Origin of the sequence: Rosistilla oblonga (assembly GCF_007751715.1) — a bacterium.
In the GTDB taxonomy this organism is placed as follows: domain Bacteria; phylum Planctomycetota; class Planctomycetia; order Pirellulales; family Pirellulaceae; genus Rosistilla; species Rosistilla oblonga.
The window spans coordinates 292,075-310,548 of the sequence record NZ_CP036292.1 but is presented as its reverse complement, the minus strand read 5'-3'; the positions used below and the strand labels follow the sequence as shown (position 1 = coordinate 310,548).

At 57.3% G+C, this 18,474-nt stretch carries 17 protein-coding genes; 9 read left to right on the top strand and 8 right to left on the bottom strand.

The genetic code is table 11. The features are described from left to right. Positions 1–134: 134 nt before the first annotated feature. The 3 genes from CA51_RS01060 (at position 135) to CA51_RS01050 (ending at position 3,768) form a co-directional block, all read left to right on the top strand. On the top strand, positions 135–2,702 hold the full coding sequence (locus tag CA51_RS01060) for an ATP-dependent Clp protease ATP-binding subunit (RefSeq protein ID WP_145117294.1): 2,568 nt from the start codon (positions 135–137) through the stop codon (positions 2,700–2,702). Between the two features lie 141 nt (positions 2,703–2,843). After that, positions 2,844–3,287 (top strand): hypothetical protein, encoded by a 444-nt coding sequence (locus tag CA51_RS01055; protein WP_145117293.1) that lies wholly within the window; start codon positions 2,844–2,846, stop codon positions 3,285–3,287. Then, the gene (locus CA51_RS01050; RefSeq protein ID WP_145117292.1) at positions 3,259–3,768 is read left to right on the top strand and encodes a hypothetical protein; all 510 of its coding nucleotides are present in this window, start codon (positions 3,259–3,261) and stop codon (positions 3,766–3,768) included. The genes CA51_RS01055 and CA51_RS01050 overlap by 29 nt, the downstream gene beginning before the upstream one ends. 156 nt (positions 3,769–3,924) lie before the next feature. On the opposite strand, the gene lexA is transcribed toward CA51_RS01050, so the two are convergent. Both lexA and CA51_RS01040 read right to left on the bottom strand, forming a co-directional pair. Beyond that, positions 3,925–4,527 (bottom strand): transcriptional repressor LexA, encoded by a 603-nt coding sequence (gene lexA, locus CA51_RS01045; protein WP_145117291.1) that lies wholly within the window; start codon positions 4,525–4,527, stop codon positions 3,925–3,927. A 198-nt stretch (positions 4,528–4,725) separates the two neighbouring features. Further along, positions 4,726–5,709: a DUF368 domain-containing protein gene (locus tag CA51_RS01040; protein WP_145117290.1), complete on the bottom strand. Its 984-nt coding sequence runs from the start codon at positions 5,707–5,709 to the stop codon at positions 4,726–4,728. Between the two features lie 111 nt (positions 5,710–5,820). On the opposite strand from CA51_RS01040, the gene CA51_RS01035 reads away from it, so the two are divergent. Further along, the gene (locus tag CA51_RS01035; protein ID WP_145117289.1) at positions 5,821–6,582 is read left to right on the top strand and encodes an undecaprenyl-diphosphate phosphatase; all 762 of its coding nucleotides are present in this window, start codon (positions 5,821–5,823) and stop codon (positions 6,580–6,582) included. Positions 6,583–6,618: 36 nt separating this feature from the next. On the opposite strand, the gene CA51_RS01030 is transcribed toward CA51_RS01035, so the two are convergent. Next, entirely contained in the window at positions 6,619–7,227 is a 609-nt protein-coding gene (locus CA51_RS01030) for an HNH endonuclease (RefSeq protein ID WP_145102339.1), read from the bottom strand. 370 nt (positions 7,228–7,597) lie between these two features. Between CA51_RS01030 and CA51_RS01025 the strand changes: the two genes are divergently transcribed. Then, on the top strand, positions 7,598–8,143 hold the full coding sequence (locus tag CA51_RS01025; protein WP_145117288.1) for a DUF456 domain-containing protein: 546 nt from the start codon (positions 7,598–7,600) through the stop codon (positions 8,141–8,143). Between the two features lie 136 nt (positions 8,144–8,279). Continuing rightward, positions 8,280–8,588 (top strand): hypothetical protein, encoded by a 309-nt coding sequence (locus CA51_RS01020; RefSeq protein ID WP_145117287.1) that lies wholly within the window; start codon positions 8,280–8,282, stop codon positions 8,586–8,588. Between the two features lie 95 nt (positions 8,589–8,683). Here CA51_RS01020 and CA51_RS01015 read toward each other — a convergent pair whose 3' ends face one another. Next, on the bottom strand, positions 8,684–9,751 hold the full coding sequence (locus CA51_RS01015) for a hypothetical protein (RefSeq protein ID WP_145117286.1): 1,068 nt from the start codon (positions 9,749–9,751) through the stop codon (positions 8,684–8,686). Between the two features lie 344 nt (positions 9,752–10,095). Beyond that, positions 10,096–10,671, bottom strand: coding sequence for a MiaE family protein (locus CA51_RS01010; protein ID WP_145117285.1), 576 nt, complete (start codon positions 10,669–10,671; stop codon positions 10,096–10,098). A 258-nt stretch (positions 10,672–10,929) separates the two neighbouring features. Between CA51_RS01010 and ftsY the strand changes: the two genes are divergently transcribed. The 3 genes from ftsY to CA51_RS00995 all read left to right on the top strand — a co-directional run bounded on the left by ftsY (position 10,930) and on the right by CA51_RS00995 (position 15,317). Then, positions 10,930–11,910, top strand: a complete 981-nt coding sequence (gene ftsY, locus CA51_RS01005; RefSeq protein WP_145117284.1) for a signal recognition particle-docking protein FtsY — start codon at positions 10,930–10,932, stop codon at positions 11,908–11,910. 332 nt (positions 11,911–12,242) lie between these two features. Further along, on the top strand, positions 12,243–13,607 hold the full coding sequence (locus CA51_RS01000) for a porin (protein ID WP_145117283.1): 1,365 nt from the start codon (positions 12,243–12,245) through the stop codon (positions 13,605–13,607). Between the two features lie 465 nt (positions 13,608–14,072). Then, positions 14,073–15,317, top strand: coding sequence for an outer membrane beta-barrel protein (locus CA51_RS00995; RefSeq protein ID WP_145117282.1), 1,245 nt, complete (start codon positions 14,073–14,075; stop codon positions 15,315–15,317). A gap of 121 nt (positions 15,318–15,438) precedes the next feature. Here the strand turns inward: CA51_RS00995 and CA51_RS00990 are convergent, their stop codons facing one another. From CA51_RS00990 to CA51_RS00980, 3 genes are all read right to left on the bottom strand, one after another. Further along, complete coding sequence (locus CA51_RS00990) at positions 15,439–16,500, bottom strand: Mrp/NBP35 family ATP-binding protein (RefSeq protein WP_145117281.1); 1,062 nt, start codon at positions 16,498–16,500, stop codon at positions 15,439–15,441. 120 nt (positions 16,501–16,620) lie between these two features. Continuing rightward, positions 16,621–17,097, bottom strand: coding sequence for a hypothetical protein (locus tag CA51_RS00985; protein ID WP_145117280.1), 477 nt, complete (start codon positions 17,095–17,097; stop codon positions 16,621–16,623). 4 nt (positions 17,098–17,101) lie between these two features. Then, a complete protein-coding gene (locus tag CA51_RS00980) occupies positions 17,102–18,472 on the bottom strand; it encodes a helix-turn-helix domain-containing protein (RefSeq protein WP_145117279.1) in 1,371 nt (456 codons plus the stop codon). Positions 18,473–18,474 lie beyond the last annotated feature (2 nt).

Below are 18,474 nucleotides of genomic sequence, written 5' to 3'. Positions count from 1 at the left end.
GACGCGGCTCATAATTTATTTAGGATCAATCGCCCGCTGCACGGCGGTCGATTGTTTCAGGAAACGCTTTCAGCAAACGCATCCATGCAACGGCTGATCGCACTAAGTGCGACCACGATCCAGAGGGTCCAAGAATGTACGAAAGATTTACTGACCGCGCCCGCAAAGTGATGCAACTGGCCAATCAAGAGGCCCAGCGATTCAATCACGAATACATCGGTACCGAACACATCCTGTTAGGCCTCGTGAAAGAGGGAAGCGGCGTTGCGGCCAATGTGCTGAAGAACCTGGAAGTCGATCTCCGCAAGATTCGCTTAGAGGTGGAAAAGCTGGTCCAAAGCGGCCCTGAAATGGTCACGATGGGCAAGCTGCCTCAGACGCCTCGCGCCAAGAAGGTGATCGAGTACTCGATGGAAGAGGCTCGCAACCTGAACCACAATTACGTCGGCACCGAGCACATCCTGCTGGGCCTGCTGCGTGAACAAGAAGGCGTCGCCGCTCAGGTTCTGATGAACTTGGGACTGAAGCTGGAAGATGTTCGCGAAGAAGTCCTGAACCTGCTGGGCCACGGACTCGAAGGTGCCGAAGTCGGCGACCGCGGCGGACGCGAAGGTGGCGGCGAAGGCGCTTCGTCGGGCAAGGGAAGCAAGTCGAAGACCCCTGCTCTGGACAGCTTCGGCCGCGACCTGACCGAACTGGCCAAGAAGGGCGAACTGGATCCTGTCATCGGCCGCGAACGCGAGATCGAACGCTCGATCCAAGTTCTGTGTCGCCGTACAAAAAACAACCCCGTCCTGCTGGGCGAAGCGGGCGTTGGCAAGACCGCCATCGTCGAAGGCTTTGCACAGCGCGTGATCGAAGGCGAAGTGCCCGAGATCTTGGCTGAAAAGCGGATCGTCGTACTGGACCTCGCGATGATGGTCGCGGGAACCAAATACCGCGGTCAATTCGAAGAACGCATCAAAGCGGTCATGAACGAAGTTCGTCGTGCCAAGAACACGATCCTGTTCATCGACGAATTGCACACGCTTGTAGGTGCCGGTGGTGCCGAGGGCGCGATCGACGCGGCTAACGTGCTGAAGCCAGCACTGGCTCGCGGCGAGATCCAGTGCATCGGAGCGACGACGCTGGACGAGTACCGCAAGTACATTGAAAAGGACAGCGCTCTGGCGCGTCGTTTCCAAGAGATCATCGTCGAACCGACGGGCAAAAAGGAAACGATCGAGATCCTCAAGGGACTCCGCGAACGCTACGAAGAGCACCATCGCGTGCAGATCACCGACGATGCGGTTGTCGCCGCTGTCGAGATGAGCGAACGCTACATCACCGCTCGCTGCCTGCCCGACAAGGCGATCGACGTGATCGACGAAGCCGGTGCTCGGGTGCGATTGCGCACGATGACTCGTCCACCAGACTTGAAAGAGATCGACGAAGAAGTCGATGCTCTGAACAAGAGCAAGGAAGACGCCGTCGCCAACCAAGACTTCGAGAAGGCCGCTTCGCTGCGAGACCAAGCTGAAAAGCTTCGCAAGAAGAAGGAACAGATCACCGTCGAATGGCGCGAGAAGAGCCAGCAGACCGATGGTGTGGTCGACGAAGAAGTGATCGCCGAAGTGGTCAGCAAGATGACCGGCATTCCATTGACCCGACTGTCGACCGAAGACAGCCTGCGGTTGATGAAAATGGAAGACGAACTGCACAAGCGAGTCGTCAGCCAAGATGCCGCTGTCAGCGCGATCGCCAAAGCGGTTCGCCGCAGCCGCAGCGGTCTGAAGGATCCGAAACGACCTACCGGTTGCTTCGTGTTCGCCGGACCAACGGGTGTCGGTAAGACGTTGCTTGCCAAATCGCTGGCGGAATTCATGTTCGGCGATTCGGATGCGTTGATCCACATCGACATGAGCGAATACATGGAGAAGCACAACGTCAGCCGTCTGATCGGTGCCCCTCCCGGATACGTCGGTTACGAAGAAGGCGGTCAATTGACCGAGAAGATTCGTCGCCGTCCGTACGCCGTCGTGCTGTTGGACGAAATCGAAAAGGCTCACCCCGACGTCTTCAACATGTTGTTGCAGGTGATGGAAGAAGGCCGGTTGACCGATTCGTTCGGCCGCCACGTCGATTTCCGGAACTGCATCTTGATCATGACGACCAATGCGGGTGCCGACGCGATCAAAAACGAATCGGCCTTCGGTTTCCAAAAGCCGGACGACGACGCTTCGTACGACAGCATGAAGAGCCGCGTGATGGATCAGATCGAACGCGTCTTCCGCCCCGAGTTCTTGAACCGGTTGGACGACACGATCATCTTCCGCCACTTGACCGAAGATGACCTCAAGCGAGTTATCGACTTCGAAATGTCGAAGGTTCGCGAGCGTCTGCAGGACCGTGGTTTCGACCTGGTCTTGAGCGACGATTCGAAGGAATTCTTGATCAAGATGGGTGCCAACCTCGATTACGGTGCTCGCCCACTGCGTCGTGCGTTGGAGCAACGCATCGAAGATCCGTTGAGCGAAGAACTGCTGCAAGGCGCCTTCGAAGGCTCCGACACGATCGTTGTCGACGCCGTCAAAGACGACGAAGGCAAGACGCTGCGGTTGAAGTTCCACGGTGAAAAACGCCGCGAAGACATCGCCCCCGAAGAACCGGTGGGTGCTGCGGCGGGAACCGACGCGGACAAACCCGAGAGCACCGAAGAGTAAGCTCGGCTAGCCGGAAACGGCAAACCGCAGAACCTCTTTGCCCGCTCGGGCCAATTGAAATGATTAACGGCTTGGAGATCAAAACCGATCTCCAAGCCGTTTGTTTTTTACCCCATCTCCTTTTGCCACCAAGCCATCGTCATGAGCAAGGCATCGCCGGCGACGCTGCGATCGTTCAACATCAACCTGCATGGCCCCCAGCGGTCCGGGGAATCCGATCCGCCGGAAACCAACGCACCTGCCGCGGGCCCGACCGCAAACACGGCCCCTCTAAGTCCGCTGGGCGGTTCCTTTGAGCAGCTCTGCGAGCGACTGGAACGCTTGCCGCGCACGCATCTGGAACTCGACGGATCGTTCGTCCACCGCGGCCCTGCACCGCCGCTGCATATCGACGGGATGATCTACGACGCCAACGGACAGGTGCAATATGTGCAACTGCAAGGAACCTCCGACCACGCAACCTGGCAGGAATTGATCGACGTCCTGTCGAGCGACAAATCGAGATCGCCAAGCGTGCAGCTTTTACAGTCGGGGGAACTGCTCTCGTTACAGAGCTTTGAACGACAAGAATGGAAGATCGGGTAGCAGCTCGGTACTTTTTTCAACTCCGCCGATCGCCCGGCCGCGAAACAAGCTCGCCAAAAAACGCCCTAACTCCTGGGAGGAAAACAAACTACGTCGCCACCAGCGACTATTTCCTCACTTTTCCGCCGACTGGCACGCCAATTGCTTTAGTTGGCATCAGATTAAACGATTGATCGAGATTTGGCGCTCAGGCAACAAGTTCGCATCTTTCGGAAATTGCCAGCAGCCTCTGGCGTTTGAAAAGTTTACCATTCAGGAGGAATCATCCATGGCGACATCAACTTTGCTAAACAGCCGAACCTCGCGTATCGCCGAGTCTCATTCCGATACAACTTTGTCTGATTTTGAGATTGCTGGCCGCGTAAGTGCCATCCGATCGAACTGGTCCGCTGAAGAGCGGGTCGAGCGACACGTCGAAGCGGCGCGTCGATTCGATGCCCTGCTAGAAGCGCTGAATCTCGATGCAACTCCGGTTGGCTAAGTCGGCTGCAGCGAATTGCTTTGGGCTCAGATCGAGCCTTTGCGGAATGCAGCTGCACTCATTAGAGGCCAGCCAACCGAGGCAAATCGGATCGGCGTAAAGAACGGCGATCGTCTGCTGGCGTGGCCGGGAAGGCCCTAAGTCTTTCCGAACCGCTCAGACCGAGCGGACAACGCCGACGACAATGCCAATCACGGTCGCTTCGCGAACGTAGATCGGTTCCATTTCGCGATTTGCCGGCTGCAACCGGATGCGTCCCTCTTCGGGATACCAGTACTTCAGCGTGACATCACCTTGCGTGGTCTGGGCGACGACCATCTGCCCAGCCTGGGCATGATCTTGTTTTTGCACAACGACCATGTCGCCGTCGGTGATGTGAGCATCGACCATCGAATCGCCAGAGACCTCCAACAGGAAGCGATCCTCGCCGTAGAACATATCGCTGAGGTCTTTACGCTCGGCCTTCTCAAAGGTTAGCGTGCCGCTGCCTGCCATCACTTGGCCAGCCATCGGCATACTCTTCGCGGAACGATCGGCATCGTTGGTCAATTCGATCGCGCGGGATTTATTGGGACTGCGACGGATCAGACCTTTCCGTTCCAACGCCTTCAGATGACACATCACGCCATTGGGCGATTTGATGTCGAAATGTTCTCCAATCTCGCGAACCGTTGGTCCATAACCACGCAACACAATCTTGTCGCGGATCATGTCATAAACGGTCTGTTGTCGCGTCGTCAGCCGGGTCGAAATAGCCATCGTTCCCCTCGCAAACGCAAAGCCCAAAGGCTAAGCATGGCGGCATCTTGTGTACACTTATAAATCCGCAGCTTATCCTATACGCCCGTATAGAAAGCTGCAATCTAAAAGAGCACGTTTATTGATGATAATTCAACAGTCATAGGAGTTATGACGGCTGTTATCACACAACGTCGACGCCAAAGAAGTGTACTAATGTCACGCACCTTCATTCAACTTGGCATCCACATCACGGGGCGTATACATACGAACTGCGATCGCTTCGGCAGCTAGTACAAATGACGCAGCCCCAATGCCCAACAATAACAACGGCCACAGAGGCTGAGCCCATTCGCTGATGGGAACCAATTCGAACACACGATGAGAGAATTTCTCGGCCGCCGTCTCCGCAGTCGGCTGCTGCAACGGCCAGACTCTTTTCAAGCTACCGATCATCAAGCCAAGCAGGCAGGCAAAGGTCACATTTTGATAATGTTCCAGCAGCCACCGCAGGACCCGCGAGAAAGCGGCTAAACCGATCGCACAGCCCGATGCAAAGACGATGATCTGAATCAAGCCCTCCAGCGTGAGCTCACCGCGCGGCAATGCTTTCACCAGCCCGATCACATGGTGATACACACCCAACAGAACAAGCACAAACGAGCCGCTGATCCCGGGCAAGATCATGGCGGTGATCGCGATCACGCCGGAAAAGAAGAGATAGAGCAAGCCCGGTTCGCCAGCTAACGGCGAGAGCGAACTAATCAGATATCCAACAGCGGTTCCCAGCAAGACTGCCACCCAAGCGGTTGCACTCCAGCGTTGGATCTGGCGAGCAACGATCCAGATGCTCGCCACGATCAATCCCATGAAGACCGCTAGCGTTCCCGGCAGGCGGTTCTCCAGCAACCAGTGCAGCAGACTGGCCAGCGAGACGATGGCGATCCCGACGCCCAACCCCAACGCGATCAGAAACCGCAGGTCGATGTGTTCGGCCAACCGACGCCACTTGCCCGCCAATGCCAGCGAAAGCGCCTCGCGATCGAAATGACTGATCGCCGCGACAAGCTGATGATAGTGCCCTAAAATCAGCGCGACCGTTCCTCCGCTGACCCCCGGGACGCTATCGGCGGCCCCCATGCAGAAACCTCTGGCAAAATTTAGTAGATCACCAGCAATCGTTCCTGGGTTCCGCGGAATCATCGGTCGATAAGCCTTCTAACAGAGAGTGGTTCAAGATATTTCCGCACCTCCACAAGAGATGCTTCACCGCGCCACCAACGCGAGCAACGCCCCCGAACGGACGAACTGACGATGTGGGAAATGGTTTTATTAGCGGTTATCCAAGGGATCGCCGAATTCCTGCCGATCAGTTCGTCGGGACATCTGGTGATCTTCGGCGAATTATTAGGAATTACTGAAGAGTCCGCTACCGTGAACATCGTACTTCACGCCGGTACACTTGCCTCGATTCTTGTCGTCTATTGGCGACGAATCCTCGATATGCTGACCAGCGACCGACGGGTGATCCCCCTACTGGTTATCGGCACGATCCCCGCCGGCATCGCAGGCGTGATCATCAAGACACAGTTCAAACACTTGCTGGAAAGCCCGTTGATCGCGGGATGCATGCTGTTGGTGACCGGCGGCCTTCTATTGCTGCTGAAATACCTGCCGACGCGCGACGCAACCTACCAATCGCTATCGTGGCGAAAGGCGTTTGAGATCGGCACCTTCCAGGCTTTCGCCTTGATGCCAGGGATCAGCCGCAGCGGGTCGACGATCGTCGGCGGCCGGATGCTGGGACTGAGCAACGAAGACGCCGTCACGTTTTCGTTCCTGCTGGCGATCCCCGCGATCCTGGGCGCTACGGTGCTTGAGATGAAAGACCTCGCCCAATCCGATCTCACGATGGACCGCATGGCACCGCTGCTAGTCGGCGCCGTGGTCGCATTCTTGGTGGGGATCTTCGCGCTGCGATGGTTGATCGCGTGGAGCCGCCGCGGACGACTGCATCTCTTCGCTTGGTGGTGCATCCCGATGGGCATCGGGACGATCCTCTGGCAGCTGCGCTAAGATAGCTGCCAAGCAAGCCATCGATCTCGCCCAAGACTAACCCGCCGCGGGTAAAAACGTCTTCCAACATTCGTACCGCGGATCGACGATCGGCTGGGTCAACACCGGATTGAACTTCGGTTTGATCGGCGTCGTCAGCAGGTTCATGTTCGCCTGCGACGGCGTCCGCCCGCCCTTGCGAGAATTACACCGCAGACAACAACAGACGACATTCTCCCAAGTCGTCTTGCCGCCATGACTGCGTGGCACCACATGGTCGACGCTCAACTGGTTCGACGGTTTGTCCTGGCCACAGTATTGGCAACGGTGACTATCGCGAGCAAATAAGTTTTTACGATTGAACCGCACCGATTGCACCGGCAAGCGATCGAATCGCGTCAAGCGACAAATCCGCGGGACGCGAAGATCGAAACCGACGGCTTTGATGTAGTCTTCGCCAGGTTGCTTTTCGAGCGAAGTCAATTGACTCAACTCACACCATGAAGTGAAATCGTAGCTGGTATATTGTTCATCTTCCAACGTGATGACTTCAGCACACTGGCGATATAACAACGTGAAGCCCCGTCGCACCGAGACGACACGGATCGCCATATAAAAGCGATTTAGAATCAGCACACTTGAATCAAGAACTGACGAAGTAGACATTCTTTGTATCGTCCTCCATGCAAACCTGATCCTAATGAAGGCAAGGTCCGCAAATTGTGGATGTCAGGAATGGTCAGCTTGCAGGGTATGATTAAATATGTCTATTGCAGCGCTGCGGTTCCAAACGTCCGGGGCCAATTGTCAAGCATCATTGCTCAAGGTCTGAACAATGACGGGTGTGTCTTCGCACCTATTCTAACCTTTGGTTGATTGTGCGACCACCAATTCACAGGCCCTGGCAGCCGCGCGGAACCGGTTTTCAACAAATCTTAAGAAAGCCGAAAACAAGGACCGCTCGCCCCGCCAAGGGTTCGCTGCCCCAACGGCACAACCGACAGAAACAACGCGAAAATCGGAAGAGAATCGACACATGGAAGCTTGGTGGCACTTAATTTGGCCGATTGGTTTGATCCTGTTGACCACGGTGGCGTGGGGCAGCAACTTCGTCACGCTGCCGGGAAACTGGATCGCCGCAGCTCTGGTGGTCGTCTACTTCCTGGTCGCCCCCAGCGGCCAACGCATCTCGCTGGGAACGACCGAAGTGGTCGCGGCGATCGGTTTTGCCGTCCTGGGAGAGGTGCTGGAGTTTGCCGCCGCGGCGTTGGGAGCGAAGAAAGCCGGCGGCAGCAAAAGAGCGACGGTGATGGCCGTGGTGGGTTCGATGGTCGGCGCGATGGGTGGAGCGCTGCTGGGCTTGCCGATTCCAATCTTCGGCACCGTCATCGCCGCGTTGTTGTTCGGCGCTCTCGGCGCAACCGCCGGCGCGGTGCTGGGTGAATGGATGAGCGGCAAGCAGTGGAAGGAGACGATTCCCGTCGGTCACGCTGCGTTCTGGGGACGTCTGTTGGGAACGGTTGGGAAAATCTGCGCCGGAATAATGATTCTATTGGTCGTCATCGTTGGGGTTTGCGTTTGAATCGACTTTCGATCAAGGCAACCGCTTTTTGTATTGCCACGCGACAGCGACCGCCGGTAACATGCCTCACGCCTCAGGGACGACACGCTCGATCCCACACCTTGCTTCTCTCCTCGCGGTTAAGGACCTCTGCCGAATGATTCATTACACGTGTGATCGTTGCAATTGCGAGCTGACACCCAACGAAGATCTCCGGTACTCCGTTCAAGTCGAGATCAAAGCGGTCTTCGACACGCCAACCGATTTTGTCGAGGACGTCGACACCGATCACCTGCTCGAATTAAATGAGATCTTGGAACGACTGGGAGACGACGAAAGCGACACGATCGGCGAAGATGTCTACCAGCGTCGACGCTACGATTTGTGCAGCGGATGTTTCCGCCAATATCAAAAGAATCCACTGGGCCGCGAGCACAGCCTGTCGTTTGGATTCAGCGCCAATTAGAAACGTGTTGCCAAGCGTATTAAAAACGCCTTCTCTTTCAACACTCATGTCAGAGCATCCCTGCTCCGGGCAGCTGGAAAGATCCCTGCGGTCAACTATTTGACCGCCAGCCCCGAACGCGCCTCCTGGGAAAGCGATTGCGACCGAACCAGTCCCTGAAAGTTCGTCTTGGCATCGACATAGTCGAGCACGGCAACTTTCACTGCGACGGGCAACTGGCGGATCTGCTTATCAAAATAGGGATCGATCGATCCATACAACGCACGCTGCATCCAATCCTCCGAAATCCGCGGCTCGATCACATCGAGCGCTGCCGCCACGTGATGGAAGATCGTCGGCAGCGATCGCTCGCGAATCGAACTTGCGTACTGCTGCGAACTTTCACGCAACCGCTGCTCCGCCTCGGCTAGCTGCCACGCCCAACGACGAGCGATGTCATCGGACTGGTCGAACACAGCGACCTGAAAACGAGCGGGCGACGACTGCACTGTATCGCGATCCAACGCGCCGAAACTGCGCTGCGATTCGGTCGCGCTGAGATGCACCGACAGCAGATCGCCGCGCCACTTATCGGGCACCTGCAGCGTGATCGTAAATGGCTTCTGCCCATCGAGCACCTGAGCCGGCGTGGCGCGAAGCTTGAAGTAGACGCCTTGGCCGCGAGCGATCGTGCCGCTGGCATACATAATCTCCTGCGGCGCGGCCTTCTCGAACGTCGTCTTGTTGCAGACCTTCGATCCCACGTCCGCACCACTGCTTCCATCGACCAAGTTCAGATATGAACCTTTCAGAGCCAGCCCGAGGCTTTTCGATTTCTCATCGGACTGTTCCACGCGGATTCCGCCGACTGTCGAAGCGGCCAATTGAGTCCGCGGCGAATAATCGACGACTCGGCTGTCGAGCGACGAGCACTGGATGCGGTAGACGAATTCGTGCGGCTTGGCTTGTTCGGCGGTATTGATCATCGACGAGATGTCCAATCGCACCCGGACCCAACGGTGCCCGGGAGGGACAAACGCGTCTTCGTCGGGAACAACGGGTTGCGCCGCAGCGACTGGCGAGAGATCGAATTGAATCGAAGCGGGGCGAGCAGCAACCGCAGGTTCGGTGACGCCAACGATCGCGGCAAACAAAAGCGCATTGAGCTTGAGTGTTGAATGCATAGCAGATTCTCCTTCCGGTGACCTAAAGACATCCGTTTCATGCCTGATCTCGCAGATCCTCCGATCCACAAAATCGAGGTGGGCATGTGAGGCGTGCTGACAATCCCGTCAACAGATCGTTGAACCGCCACAATCCTGCGGCGGCCATCGATCGCGCTTCCGTCCCGGAAGGGGCAAACGCACTGGGGCGTTGCAAGAAAAAGTATTCGGCGATGTCGCGCCGAAGGCAAGCGACGAATCGAGAAACCGGAGCGGCCCGGCGTTGCTAGCAGTTTTCAAGGTGTCGCCGAGCGAGTTCGCTTAACTCGCGTCGAGAGTAGGCCTTACGATCGGCCGCCCCACGTTCAGCTGTGCATGCGAGCCAACTCGCTGCCGACTTCGATAATCTTCGCTTCGGCTTCGGACAATTCGTTGAGCCGACGTTGAACCTCGGCCCGCGGTGCAAACTCCTCGGCTAACCGAACGTAGGTCGCGTGATGCCGCGCCTCGCTCTCGAACAGGCTGTCATAAAAATCGGCTAGCACTTTGTCCGGAGCATGCTTACGCAGCAGATCGAACCGCTCGCAACTGCGGGCTTCGATCAACGATGCGACCAGCAACTTGTCGACAGCCCGCTGCGGTTCGGTGCGAATGATCAAAGCATTTAATTGGCTGCCATACGGACTCGGCTTAAGCTGCCGAAACCGGATCCCGCGGCTGTCGAGCACATCGAGCACCATGCGGTAGTGCTCGAGTTCCTCGATCACGATGCTGGCCATTTCGTCGCACAACTCGCGCCGCTCGGCGTAGGAATTCATCAACCCCATCGCGGTCGATGCCGCCTTGCGTTCGCAGTGCGCGTGATCGATCAAGATCTCGTCGAGATTACTCTCCACCTGCGAAAGCCAGCGTTGGGACGAATTGGATTTGAGTCGCAACATGAAAAAACCATGGTCAGGGAAGTGGAGAGGAGACGCCCGGCAGCCAGTTGCGGACGATCCGAGCGACGTCGCATTCAAACTGTAGCGTTTGGCCGAATACTGCGGCGTCATTCTGAACGGGTCCCGCCGGTCATGGCAAGGGATGGTCGCACAAATGCCGGCGAGCGTTAAAATAAGTCGGCAGAGTTGCCACGCCCCACCTGCGGGCCGCAACCGACGACGCGTTCGCCCAACATCAGTTAGACAACGGTAAAGACAATGGCATTTTGGTCCAAAAAGAAAGCAGACGATCCGGATACCAGCCAAGCTGGCCTGTTCGATAAATTCCGCAAGAGCTTGACCAAGACCAGCCAAGTCTTGAACACCGATATCCGCGACCTTTTCAAAAACGATGGCCGCTTGGTGGAGGACGAGTTCCTGGGCGAGCTGTTCGCGCGGCTGGTCCGGACCGACATGGGTGCCGGCCCGGCAGGTCGCATTCGCGACGACGTGGCGACGAAGTTTCGCGGTCGCAAAGTCGAAATGGAAGATATCCTGGCAACCATTCGCGACCAAGTCGAAGCGATGCTGACGCAGGAATCGGCCGAACTGTCGATGGCTGACGAAGGGCCAACGGTGATCCTTGTTGTCGGAGTTAACGGTTCGGGCAAGACGACATCGATCGCCAAGCTGGCGAACCGGTTGACCCAAGAAGGGAACCGCGTGGTCCTAGGCGCAGGGGATACGTTCCGCGCCGCCGCAGTCGAGCAATTGACGATCTGGTCGCAACGCATCGGTTGCGAGATCGTCACTGGAAAACCGGAATCCGATCCCGCCAGCGTCGCCTTTGCCACGGTGCAGAAAGCTGTCGACGAGAACTTCGATGTTGCGATCGTCGATACCGCAGGACGTTTGCAAACACAGACACATCTAATGCAACAACTGGACAAGATCCGCCGCGTGATCGGCAAACCAGTCCCTTCGGCCCCGCACGAAGTGCTGTTAGTGCTGGATGCTACCGCGGGACAAAACGCGATCAGCCAAGCGCGTGGGTTCAGCGAAGCGGCGGGCTGCACCGGCATCGTATTATCGAAGCTCGACGGCAGCGCCAAAGGTGGTGTCGTGATTCCCATTCGAGAGCAATTCGAACTGCCGGTGAAGTTCATCGGACTGGGCGAAGGGATCGACGACATGGCCGCCTTCGATGCCCCGATGTTCTCTCAAGCGCTCTTCAGTGACTCACTTGGAAAGCCTGAATAACCCTGTTCGAGGGAGGCAACAGGCCCTTGCGGGCCACCATTCGATACCTTCCGAAAAGCTTACCTCAGCGACAAGCTTTCATTGACCTGCAGCACCGCAACCGAGAATTCCGCAACGAATTCATAACCGGAACAAACGGACCACAAACTGCAGTTCCAGCGATGATTTCCGTGCTTCCCCGTGCGGATATATGCTGCGCTGTCGATGAATCCCCCAGAATCAAACTGTTTTTCAATTGGTTCACTCTTGGTAGGCGGATTTGGTTCACGCTGAGAACCATTTCATGAGAAGTGGTTTTAAGCACATCACTCACGGATTGGGGAGAATATCGAATGAAAATTAGCAAACTTGCACTCTTGGCTGCGTTTGCATGCGGAATCCACGCGGGCTCGGCAACTGCACAACAGATCAATACGAATTACTTTGGCGACGTCGCTCAGGTTGGTTGTTTCGACAACGAACCCGATTGTGGCCTCGATGCATCGTGCTGCGAACCAGCATGCGAATGCGAAGCGGGCTGCGACAGCTACGGCTGTGACAGCTGCGGCGGCGCTAGCGGCGGCGGCGTCTTCTTCCAAGACGGCAGCCTGCCAAGCTTGGCTTGTGCCGGATGCGGAACTTGCGACCTGGGCGACCCTTGGCAACTGTGTGGAAATCACTGGGGCTGGGACAAGGGCGGATGGTTGCAATTGGGCTACACCACCGCTGGCCGCAACGGAATGAACTTCAATGATCATCCCGATCGCGTGAACCTGCAACAAGCATGGTTCTACATGGAGAAGGTTGCCGACGGATCCGACGGCCTCGATTGGGGTGGACGCGTCGACTACGTCTACGGTGTCGATGCTCAGAACACGCAAGCGTTCGGTAACCAAGGCAGCCACTGGGACAACGGCTGGGACAACGGCATCTACGGCCACGCGTTGCCACAAGCCTACGGCGAAGCCGCCTACGGCGATCTGTCGGTCAAGGTTGGTCACTTCTACACCATCATTGGTTACGAAGTAGTATCCGCTCCCGACAACTTCTTCTACAGCCACGCGTTCACCATGAACAACAGCGAGCCATTCACGCACACCGGTGCATTGGCTACGTACAACCTGAGCGACAGCACCACGATCTACGGTGGTTACACCGCCGGTTGGGACTCCGGTTTCGAAGACAACGGTGACAACTTCATCGGTGGTATCTCGCAACAGATCGACGACACCACGAACATCACCTTCGCCTACGTTGCAGGTCGCTTCGGCACCGTTTCGCAACCCGGATATGGCGGCGAAAAGGGTAACATGTTCAGCGTCGTCACTCAGAAGCAGTTGACGAACAAGCTGTCCTACATCAACCAGATCGATTACCTGAAGACATCGATCCAAGGTGCTACATCGTCGTTGAACGAACGCGATACGTTTGATATCAACAACTACCTGATCTACCAAGTCAACGACTGCTGGGCTCTGGGAGCTCGCTTCGAATGGTGGAATGTTGAAGGCAACCAGTTTGGCCTGGCCCCTGGCGACAACCACGACGTCTACGACCTGACGCTGGGCGTGAACTATCGTGGCAACGCCAACTGGATCGTTCGCCCCGAAGTTCGCTGGACCTGGGACAAGGATTCGGACCGCGCGGTCTTTGCAGTCAACGAAAACGGTGCTGCTAGCCAAACGACCTTCGGAATCGACGGTATCTACACCTTCTAAAGTCGAATTCGACTTCCCCTCTGAGGGCTGGTGTTAATTCAGAAGCCAGCGAGTTTGTTCATCAAACTCGCTGGCTTTTTTCGTTGAATCTCCCAACCACACCCGGCCACTCACTATCGGCTGCACAGTGAAATCGATCGACGCCACACCTCCCCACCGCTGGCTTCCCACAATTTCAGTCGGCACGCTCCGCGTCGCCCGCTAGCATTGACGCGTTTCCGCCCCAGCACTCATCGACACTCCCTAACGCCTCCCGCGGTCCGCCCAACCCGCAAAGTCTGCCACAACCCAAGCAATCCCCCTCACCGGTTTGCAGCTTTTGCACCGGAAGACATTAATAGTCGTGGCGATTGTTTCGATAGTAAGAGTGATAACGCAGCCGCCAGATTCCCTTTTTGGCGGTACTCGGGGGGGTTACATTTCGCATGCCCCGACGCGAACGCATTGGCACGTGGAGTTACAAAGATGAATCTCATCAGCAGGTTCTTTGCGATTGCTTGCATCTGCAACGCAGGTCTGGCCGTCGGGCAACAGTTTGGGCACGAAGAATATCCCAGCGAGAGTTACCCCATCTCAGGGGAAGGCTACAAATACCAGGGCGATGGCGGATACTACGGCAACGCTAGCTGCGAATCATGCGGCCCAGCGCCAGCCAAAAGTTGCTTCGCCAGCTGCTTGGACGGCTTTACATACGGGGGATGGGCCCAACTCGGCTACTACACCTACGGCTCGCCGATGCGATTCAACGATCACCCCGACCGAGTCAACCTATCGCAGATGTGGCTGTTTGCCGGAAAACAAGCTAACGGAGCCCACGGACTCGACCTCGGCGGACGCATCGATTACGTCTACGGCGTCGACGCGCAAGACACGCAAGCCTTCGGAGTCGATAACGGATCGTGGGATACCGGTTGGGACAATGGCATCTACGGCAGCGCGATGCCACAACTGTATGGCGAAGCAGCCTACGGCAACACTTCGATCAAAATGGGACACTTCTTCACTTTGATCGGCTACGAGGTTGTCAGCGCACCGGACAACTTCTTCTTCAGCCATTCCTACACGATGGTTAACAGCGAACCTTTCACCCATACCGGTGCATTGGTCACTCACAAGGCGAACGAATTTGTGACCGTCTGGGGTGGATACACGCTCGGATGGGACTCGGGCTACACGGACAATGGCGATAACTTCCTAGGCGGCATAAGCGTTGTCCTGACCGATTACACAACCATCACTTACACCAACACAATCGGTCGTTTGAACGAGAACCTCGAACTGCGTGGACAGGACATGAAAGAGCGTGGCCAGATGCACAGCATTGTCGCCAGCACGACCGTCGAGAACTTCAACCACGTATTGCAAATCGATCGCCTGGACACAAAGAACCAATTCGACACCTTCGCTCGCGATACGTTTGGCATCAACAACTACCTCTTCTACGATCTAGCTGACGATGTCGCAGCCGGCCTTCGCTTCGAATGGTGGAACAATCGCCGCGACACCAATGACCACACCGACGTCTACGCGTTGACATTGGGGCTGAACCTGAAACCCAAGGAATTCATCACCGTCCGCCCCGAAGTCCGCTGGGACTGGGATGTCGACGCGGTTCCGCTGGGTATCAACGAACCCAATCCAAACTCGCCGACAAACAGCCCGCGAAGCAACCAAACGACGTTTGGCATCGACGCCATCGTGACGTTCTAAACGCGTCGCGGCATCGGCCATCGAGAACTCCACATCAGCGATCCCATTCAAATGAATGGGGTCGCTTTTTTTGTGTTTCACCTGCCGCCAAGGTCGGCCGGATAGGCAACGTATTGCCGGGCTACAGCGTTGGCAACTGAGGCGTCGCGGGAGCGGCAGCGTTCTTCGCCGCCAGAGTCCGGACGACCGCGCGTGCGACTTGATCCATCGGCGCCCGAATTGCATCGTCGTCCAAGCATTCGGCTAGCTTCCCTTGATCTCCCGCGATTCGCAGCGGGATGTTGATCGGCACGCCGCCCAAGAACGGCGTCTGCAATTCTTCCGCCTTATCGCGGGCGCCACCTTTGCCAAAGATGTCGTAATGCTTGTTGCAATCGGGGCACTGAAAACCGCTCATGTTTTCAACCATTCCCAAGATCGGAATGTGCACCTTGCCGAACATCGCGATCGCTTTCACGGCATCCAACAACGCGACCTCTTGCGGCGTGCAAACGATCACAGCCCCCGACAGCGGCAAGATCTGCGACAACGTCAGCGCGACGTCTCCCGTTCCCGGCGGCATGTCGATGATCAGATAGTCCAACAGCCCCCAGTCGGTATCGCGGAGGAACTGAGTGACCGAACTGTGCAGCATCGGCCCACGCCAAATCACCGCTTGATCGGGTTCGACCAAGAACCCCATCGACATCACCGGCATCGGGCCCTTTTTGATCGGGATGATCCGTTTGTTCTCATCGACCTCCGGGCGTCCCGAAAGTCCCAGCAGATGCGGAACGCTCGGTCCATAGACATCGGCGTCCATCAGCCCGACCTTCGAACCGAAGCGTTGCAGGCACTGCGCCAAGCTGGTGGCAACCGTACTTTTACCGACACCGCCCTTTCCCGAACCAACCGCGATTACGCTTTTGACTCGCAATCCAATCTGCCCCAGTCGCGCTGGCGGACGGTCGTGCTCGACGATTTCGATCGCTGGACTCTGCCCCGCGAATCGGCTGACAATCCGCGACGCCAACTGTTCGACAACCTCTTCTTTGAGCGCGGCCGAGTGGCTGGTCAAACCAACCTGCACCTGGATCCCGGAATCACAGCTGATGCTCTTGATTTGATCGGTCGAACCGATCGGACGACCGGTTTCGGGATCGGGAAAATCGGCGATCGCCGAACGAATATCATCGGGTGTCATGACGCGAACCCACGGTTGCAGATGTGAAGAAAACAGGGGAACCAACCCATGAGGTTAAATTCCTGAACGCCTGTTGGTCTACCGGGGTTGCCGAAATCGCCGCGCAATGCAGCGATTTGCTCACCGATCGCCGGCCCAAGGCAATCGATCCCAGATCTCACGCACCGCCGAAAGATTGTCGTCGCGCTGATTTTGCTGCCAATATCGCCGCACCATCGCCGCGTAATTGGCCAAAGAAACCGGGCGATCGACGACGCCAGCGACGCCCAGTTCGCGCAAGTTCAGCTCAACTTCGTCAGCGATCCCGCTGGGCACGACCGACTCCTGCGACAACGCGACGAACTGCAGCGGTCGGTTTGCCCCGCGAGCGCCAGCCCGCGAGATCGACTCCAGACCCGGGCCCGCCCCGGCCGCCGGAAGCTCCCACAAAACAACCGCGGGGACCTGTTGGGCGAGCGCCGTCAGACACGCCTCGGGACTCGCGATGCTGCGGATCTCCAAGACGTCATCGGCCGCCGGCAACATCTGCACAGCAAAATGATCGACCGCAGGACGCCAACGATTTCCCGATTCACAAAGCAGCCAAACGCATCGCATCGGCTCAGCCCTCCGCTTCGGTTGAATCGTCGCTGTCGTCGATCCGACGTAACAGTCGCGACCGGCTGATCCCCAGCCGCCGAGCTGCTTCGGCCCGATTTCCATCGCTGCGTTCCAATGCTCGATCGATCAACTCGCGTTCGATTCGCGCCAACAAGCGATCCAAATCGATAGGCCGATCGTCGGCGGTCGCCGCCGGATCCGGGGGCGTATAGGACCGGATCGCCAACGGTAGATGTTGCGGCTGAATGACCGGCGAACCGCTCTCCCGCATGCTGTGCCGGATCGCAGCATCCAGTTCGTCGAAGTCGCCAGGCCACGGATAGGTGCTCAACAAGTCGAGCGCCGGCCGCGAGATGCCGTCGATGATTTGATTCGGTTTGGCGCGGCGTTCAATCAAAAACTGAACGATCAACGGCAGGTCGATGATCCGCTGAGTCAACGAGGGAACGGCGATCTCGAGCGTTGCCAAGCGGTAGATCAGATCGCCATCCAGATGTTCGCTTCGCAGACATTCGGCGACCGACAACTCCGACAAACTGATGCATCGCAAACGCGATCCGAACTCGGCCAACCTTTGCCGCAACGGCGACTGAGCTTCGACGGCCAAGCGATCGAGATTGCGAAGCAGAACCGTTGCCCGCGCGGTCGAACTGCCGCCCAACCGAGCGATCACCGGCGAGAGCGCCGCTTCCAACAACTCCGCATCCATCAACGCACAATCGATTGGCGTCAACGAACTCCACGCCGACGGAGATTCGGTCGGGCGGCGATGAATCGCCAAGGCAAGCTGATCGCCCCCGCAACCCGATCGGCCGACGAGAAAGACGTTCGACGAGCACTCTGCAGCCAAAGAAGCTTGGCGGCGCAAGTGCTCCGCCGCCCCCGATGCTCCAACCAACGGACCAAGCTGATTCAGCCGGGGATACTGCTGGCGGATCGCGGCTAACTGACGACTCAGCGAAACCAGATCGATCGACTCCGCACTCGCCTCACCCGACCAGTGGCAATCGCCCACCGCCACGACAAATTCGACGGCGGTCTCTCCCAACGGAATGAACAACATCTCTCGGGACGCTGGCCCCTGAAGGGTCTCGACGCGGGGAGCGATCGGTTGCGAGATCGGTCGGCCGCGACGGAGGATCTTTGGCGGCTGCAGCGACAGTGCCAGCGCGTCGATCGCCGACGCGGGATCGCGATCGGGCGACGGTTTCCAGTCGAGCAACGGCTGCGATTCGCAGCCCAGCCATTCCAAAGCCGCTCGGTTAAAGTACTCGAAGCGGCCGTCGCGAGTGACGACATAAACCGGCTCGCCGATCGCTTCAAGAATCTTTCCGAGTGGTCGGATACTGGTGCCGCGCGAGCCAGCGGACATGA

Bases quoted from the DNA above. Each gene is read 5' to 3' on its own strand.
- CA51_RS01020 (WP_145117287.1), top strand. From the start codon at position 8,280: ATGATTCATTACACGTGTGATCGTTGCAATTGCGAGCTGACACCCAAC.
- CA51_RS01025 (WP_145117288.1), top strand. From the start codon at position 7,598: ATGGAAGCTTGGTGGCACTTAATTTGGCCGATTGGTTTGATCCTGTTG.
- CA51_RS01030 (WP_145102339.1), bottom strand. From the start codon at position 7,227: ATGTCTACTTCGTCAGTTCTTGATTCAAGTGTGCTGATTCTAAATCGC.
- lexA (WP_145117291.1), bottom strand. From the start codon at position 4,527: ATGGCTATTTCGACCCGGCTGACGACGCGACAACAGACCGTTTATGAC.
- ftsY (WP_145117284.1), top strand. From the start codon at position 10,930: ATGGCATTTTGGTCCAAAAAGAAAGCAGACGATCCGGATACCAGCCAA.
- CA51_RS01015 (WP_145117286.1), bottom strand. From the start codon at position 9,751: ATGCATTCAACACTCAAGCTCAATGCGCTTTTGTTTGCCGCGATCGTT.
- CA51_RS00995 (WP_145117282.1), top strand. From the start codon at position 14,073: ATGAATCTCATCAGCAGGTTCTTTGCGATTGCTTGCATCTGCAACGCA.
- CA51_RS01035 (WP_145117289.1), top strand. From the start codon at position 5,821: ATGTGGGAAATGGTTTTATTAGCGGTTATCCAAGGGATCGCCGAATTC.
- CA51_RS00980 (WP_145117279.1), bottom strand. From the start codon at position 18,472: ATGTCCGCTGGCTCGCGCGGCACCAGTATCCGACCACTCGGAAAGATT.
- CA51_RS01060 (WP_145117294.1), top strand. From the start codon at position 135: ATGTACGAAAGATTTACTGACCGCGCCCGCAAAGTGATGCAACTGGCC.
- CA51_RS00990 (WP_145117281.1), bottom strand. From the start codon at position 16,500: ATGACACCCGATGATATTCGTTCGGCGATCGCCGATTTTCCCGATCCC.
- CA51_RS01000 (WP_145117283.1), top strand. From the start codon at position 12,243: ATGAAAATTAGCAAACTTGCACTCTTGGCTGCGTTTGCATGCGGAATC.
- CA51_RS00985 (WP_145117280.1), bottom strand. From the start codon at position 17,097: ATGCGATGCGTTTGGCTGCTTTGTGAATCGGGAAATCGTTGGCGTCCT.
- CA51_RS01055 (WP_145117293.1), top strand. From the start codon at position 2,844: ATGAGCAAGGCATCGCCGGCGACGCTGCGATCGTTCAACATCAACCTG.
- CA51_RS01040 (WP_145117290.1), bottom strand. From the start codon at position 5,709: ATGATTCCGCGGAACCCAGGAACGATTGCTGGTGATCTACTAAATTTT.
- CA51_RS01010 (WP_145117285.1), bottom strand. From the start codon at position 10,671: ATGTTGCGACTCAAATCCAATTCGTCCCAACGCTGGCTTTCGCAGGTG.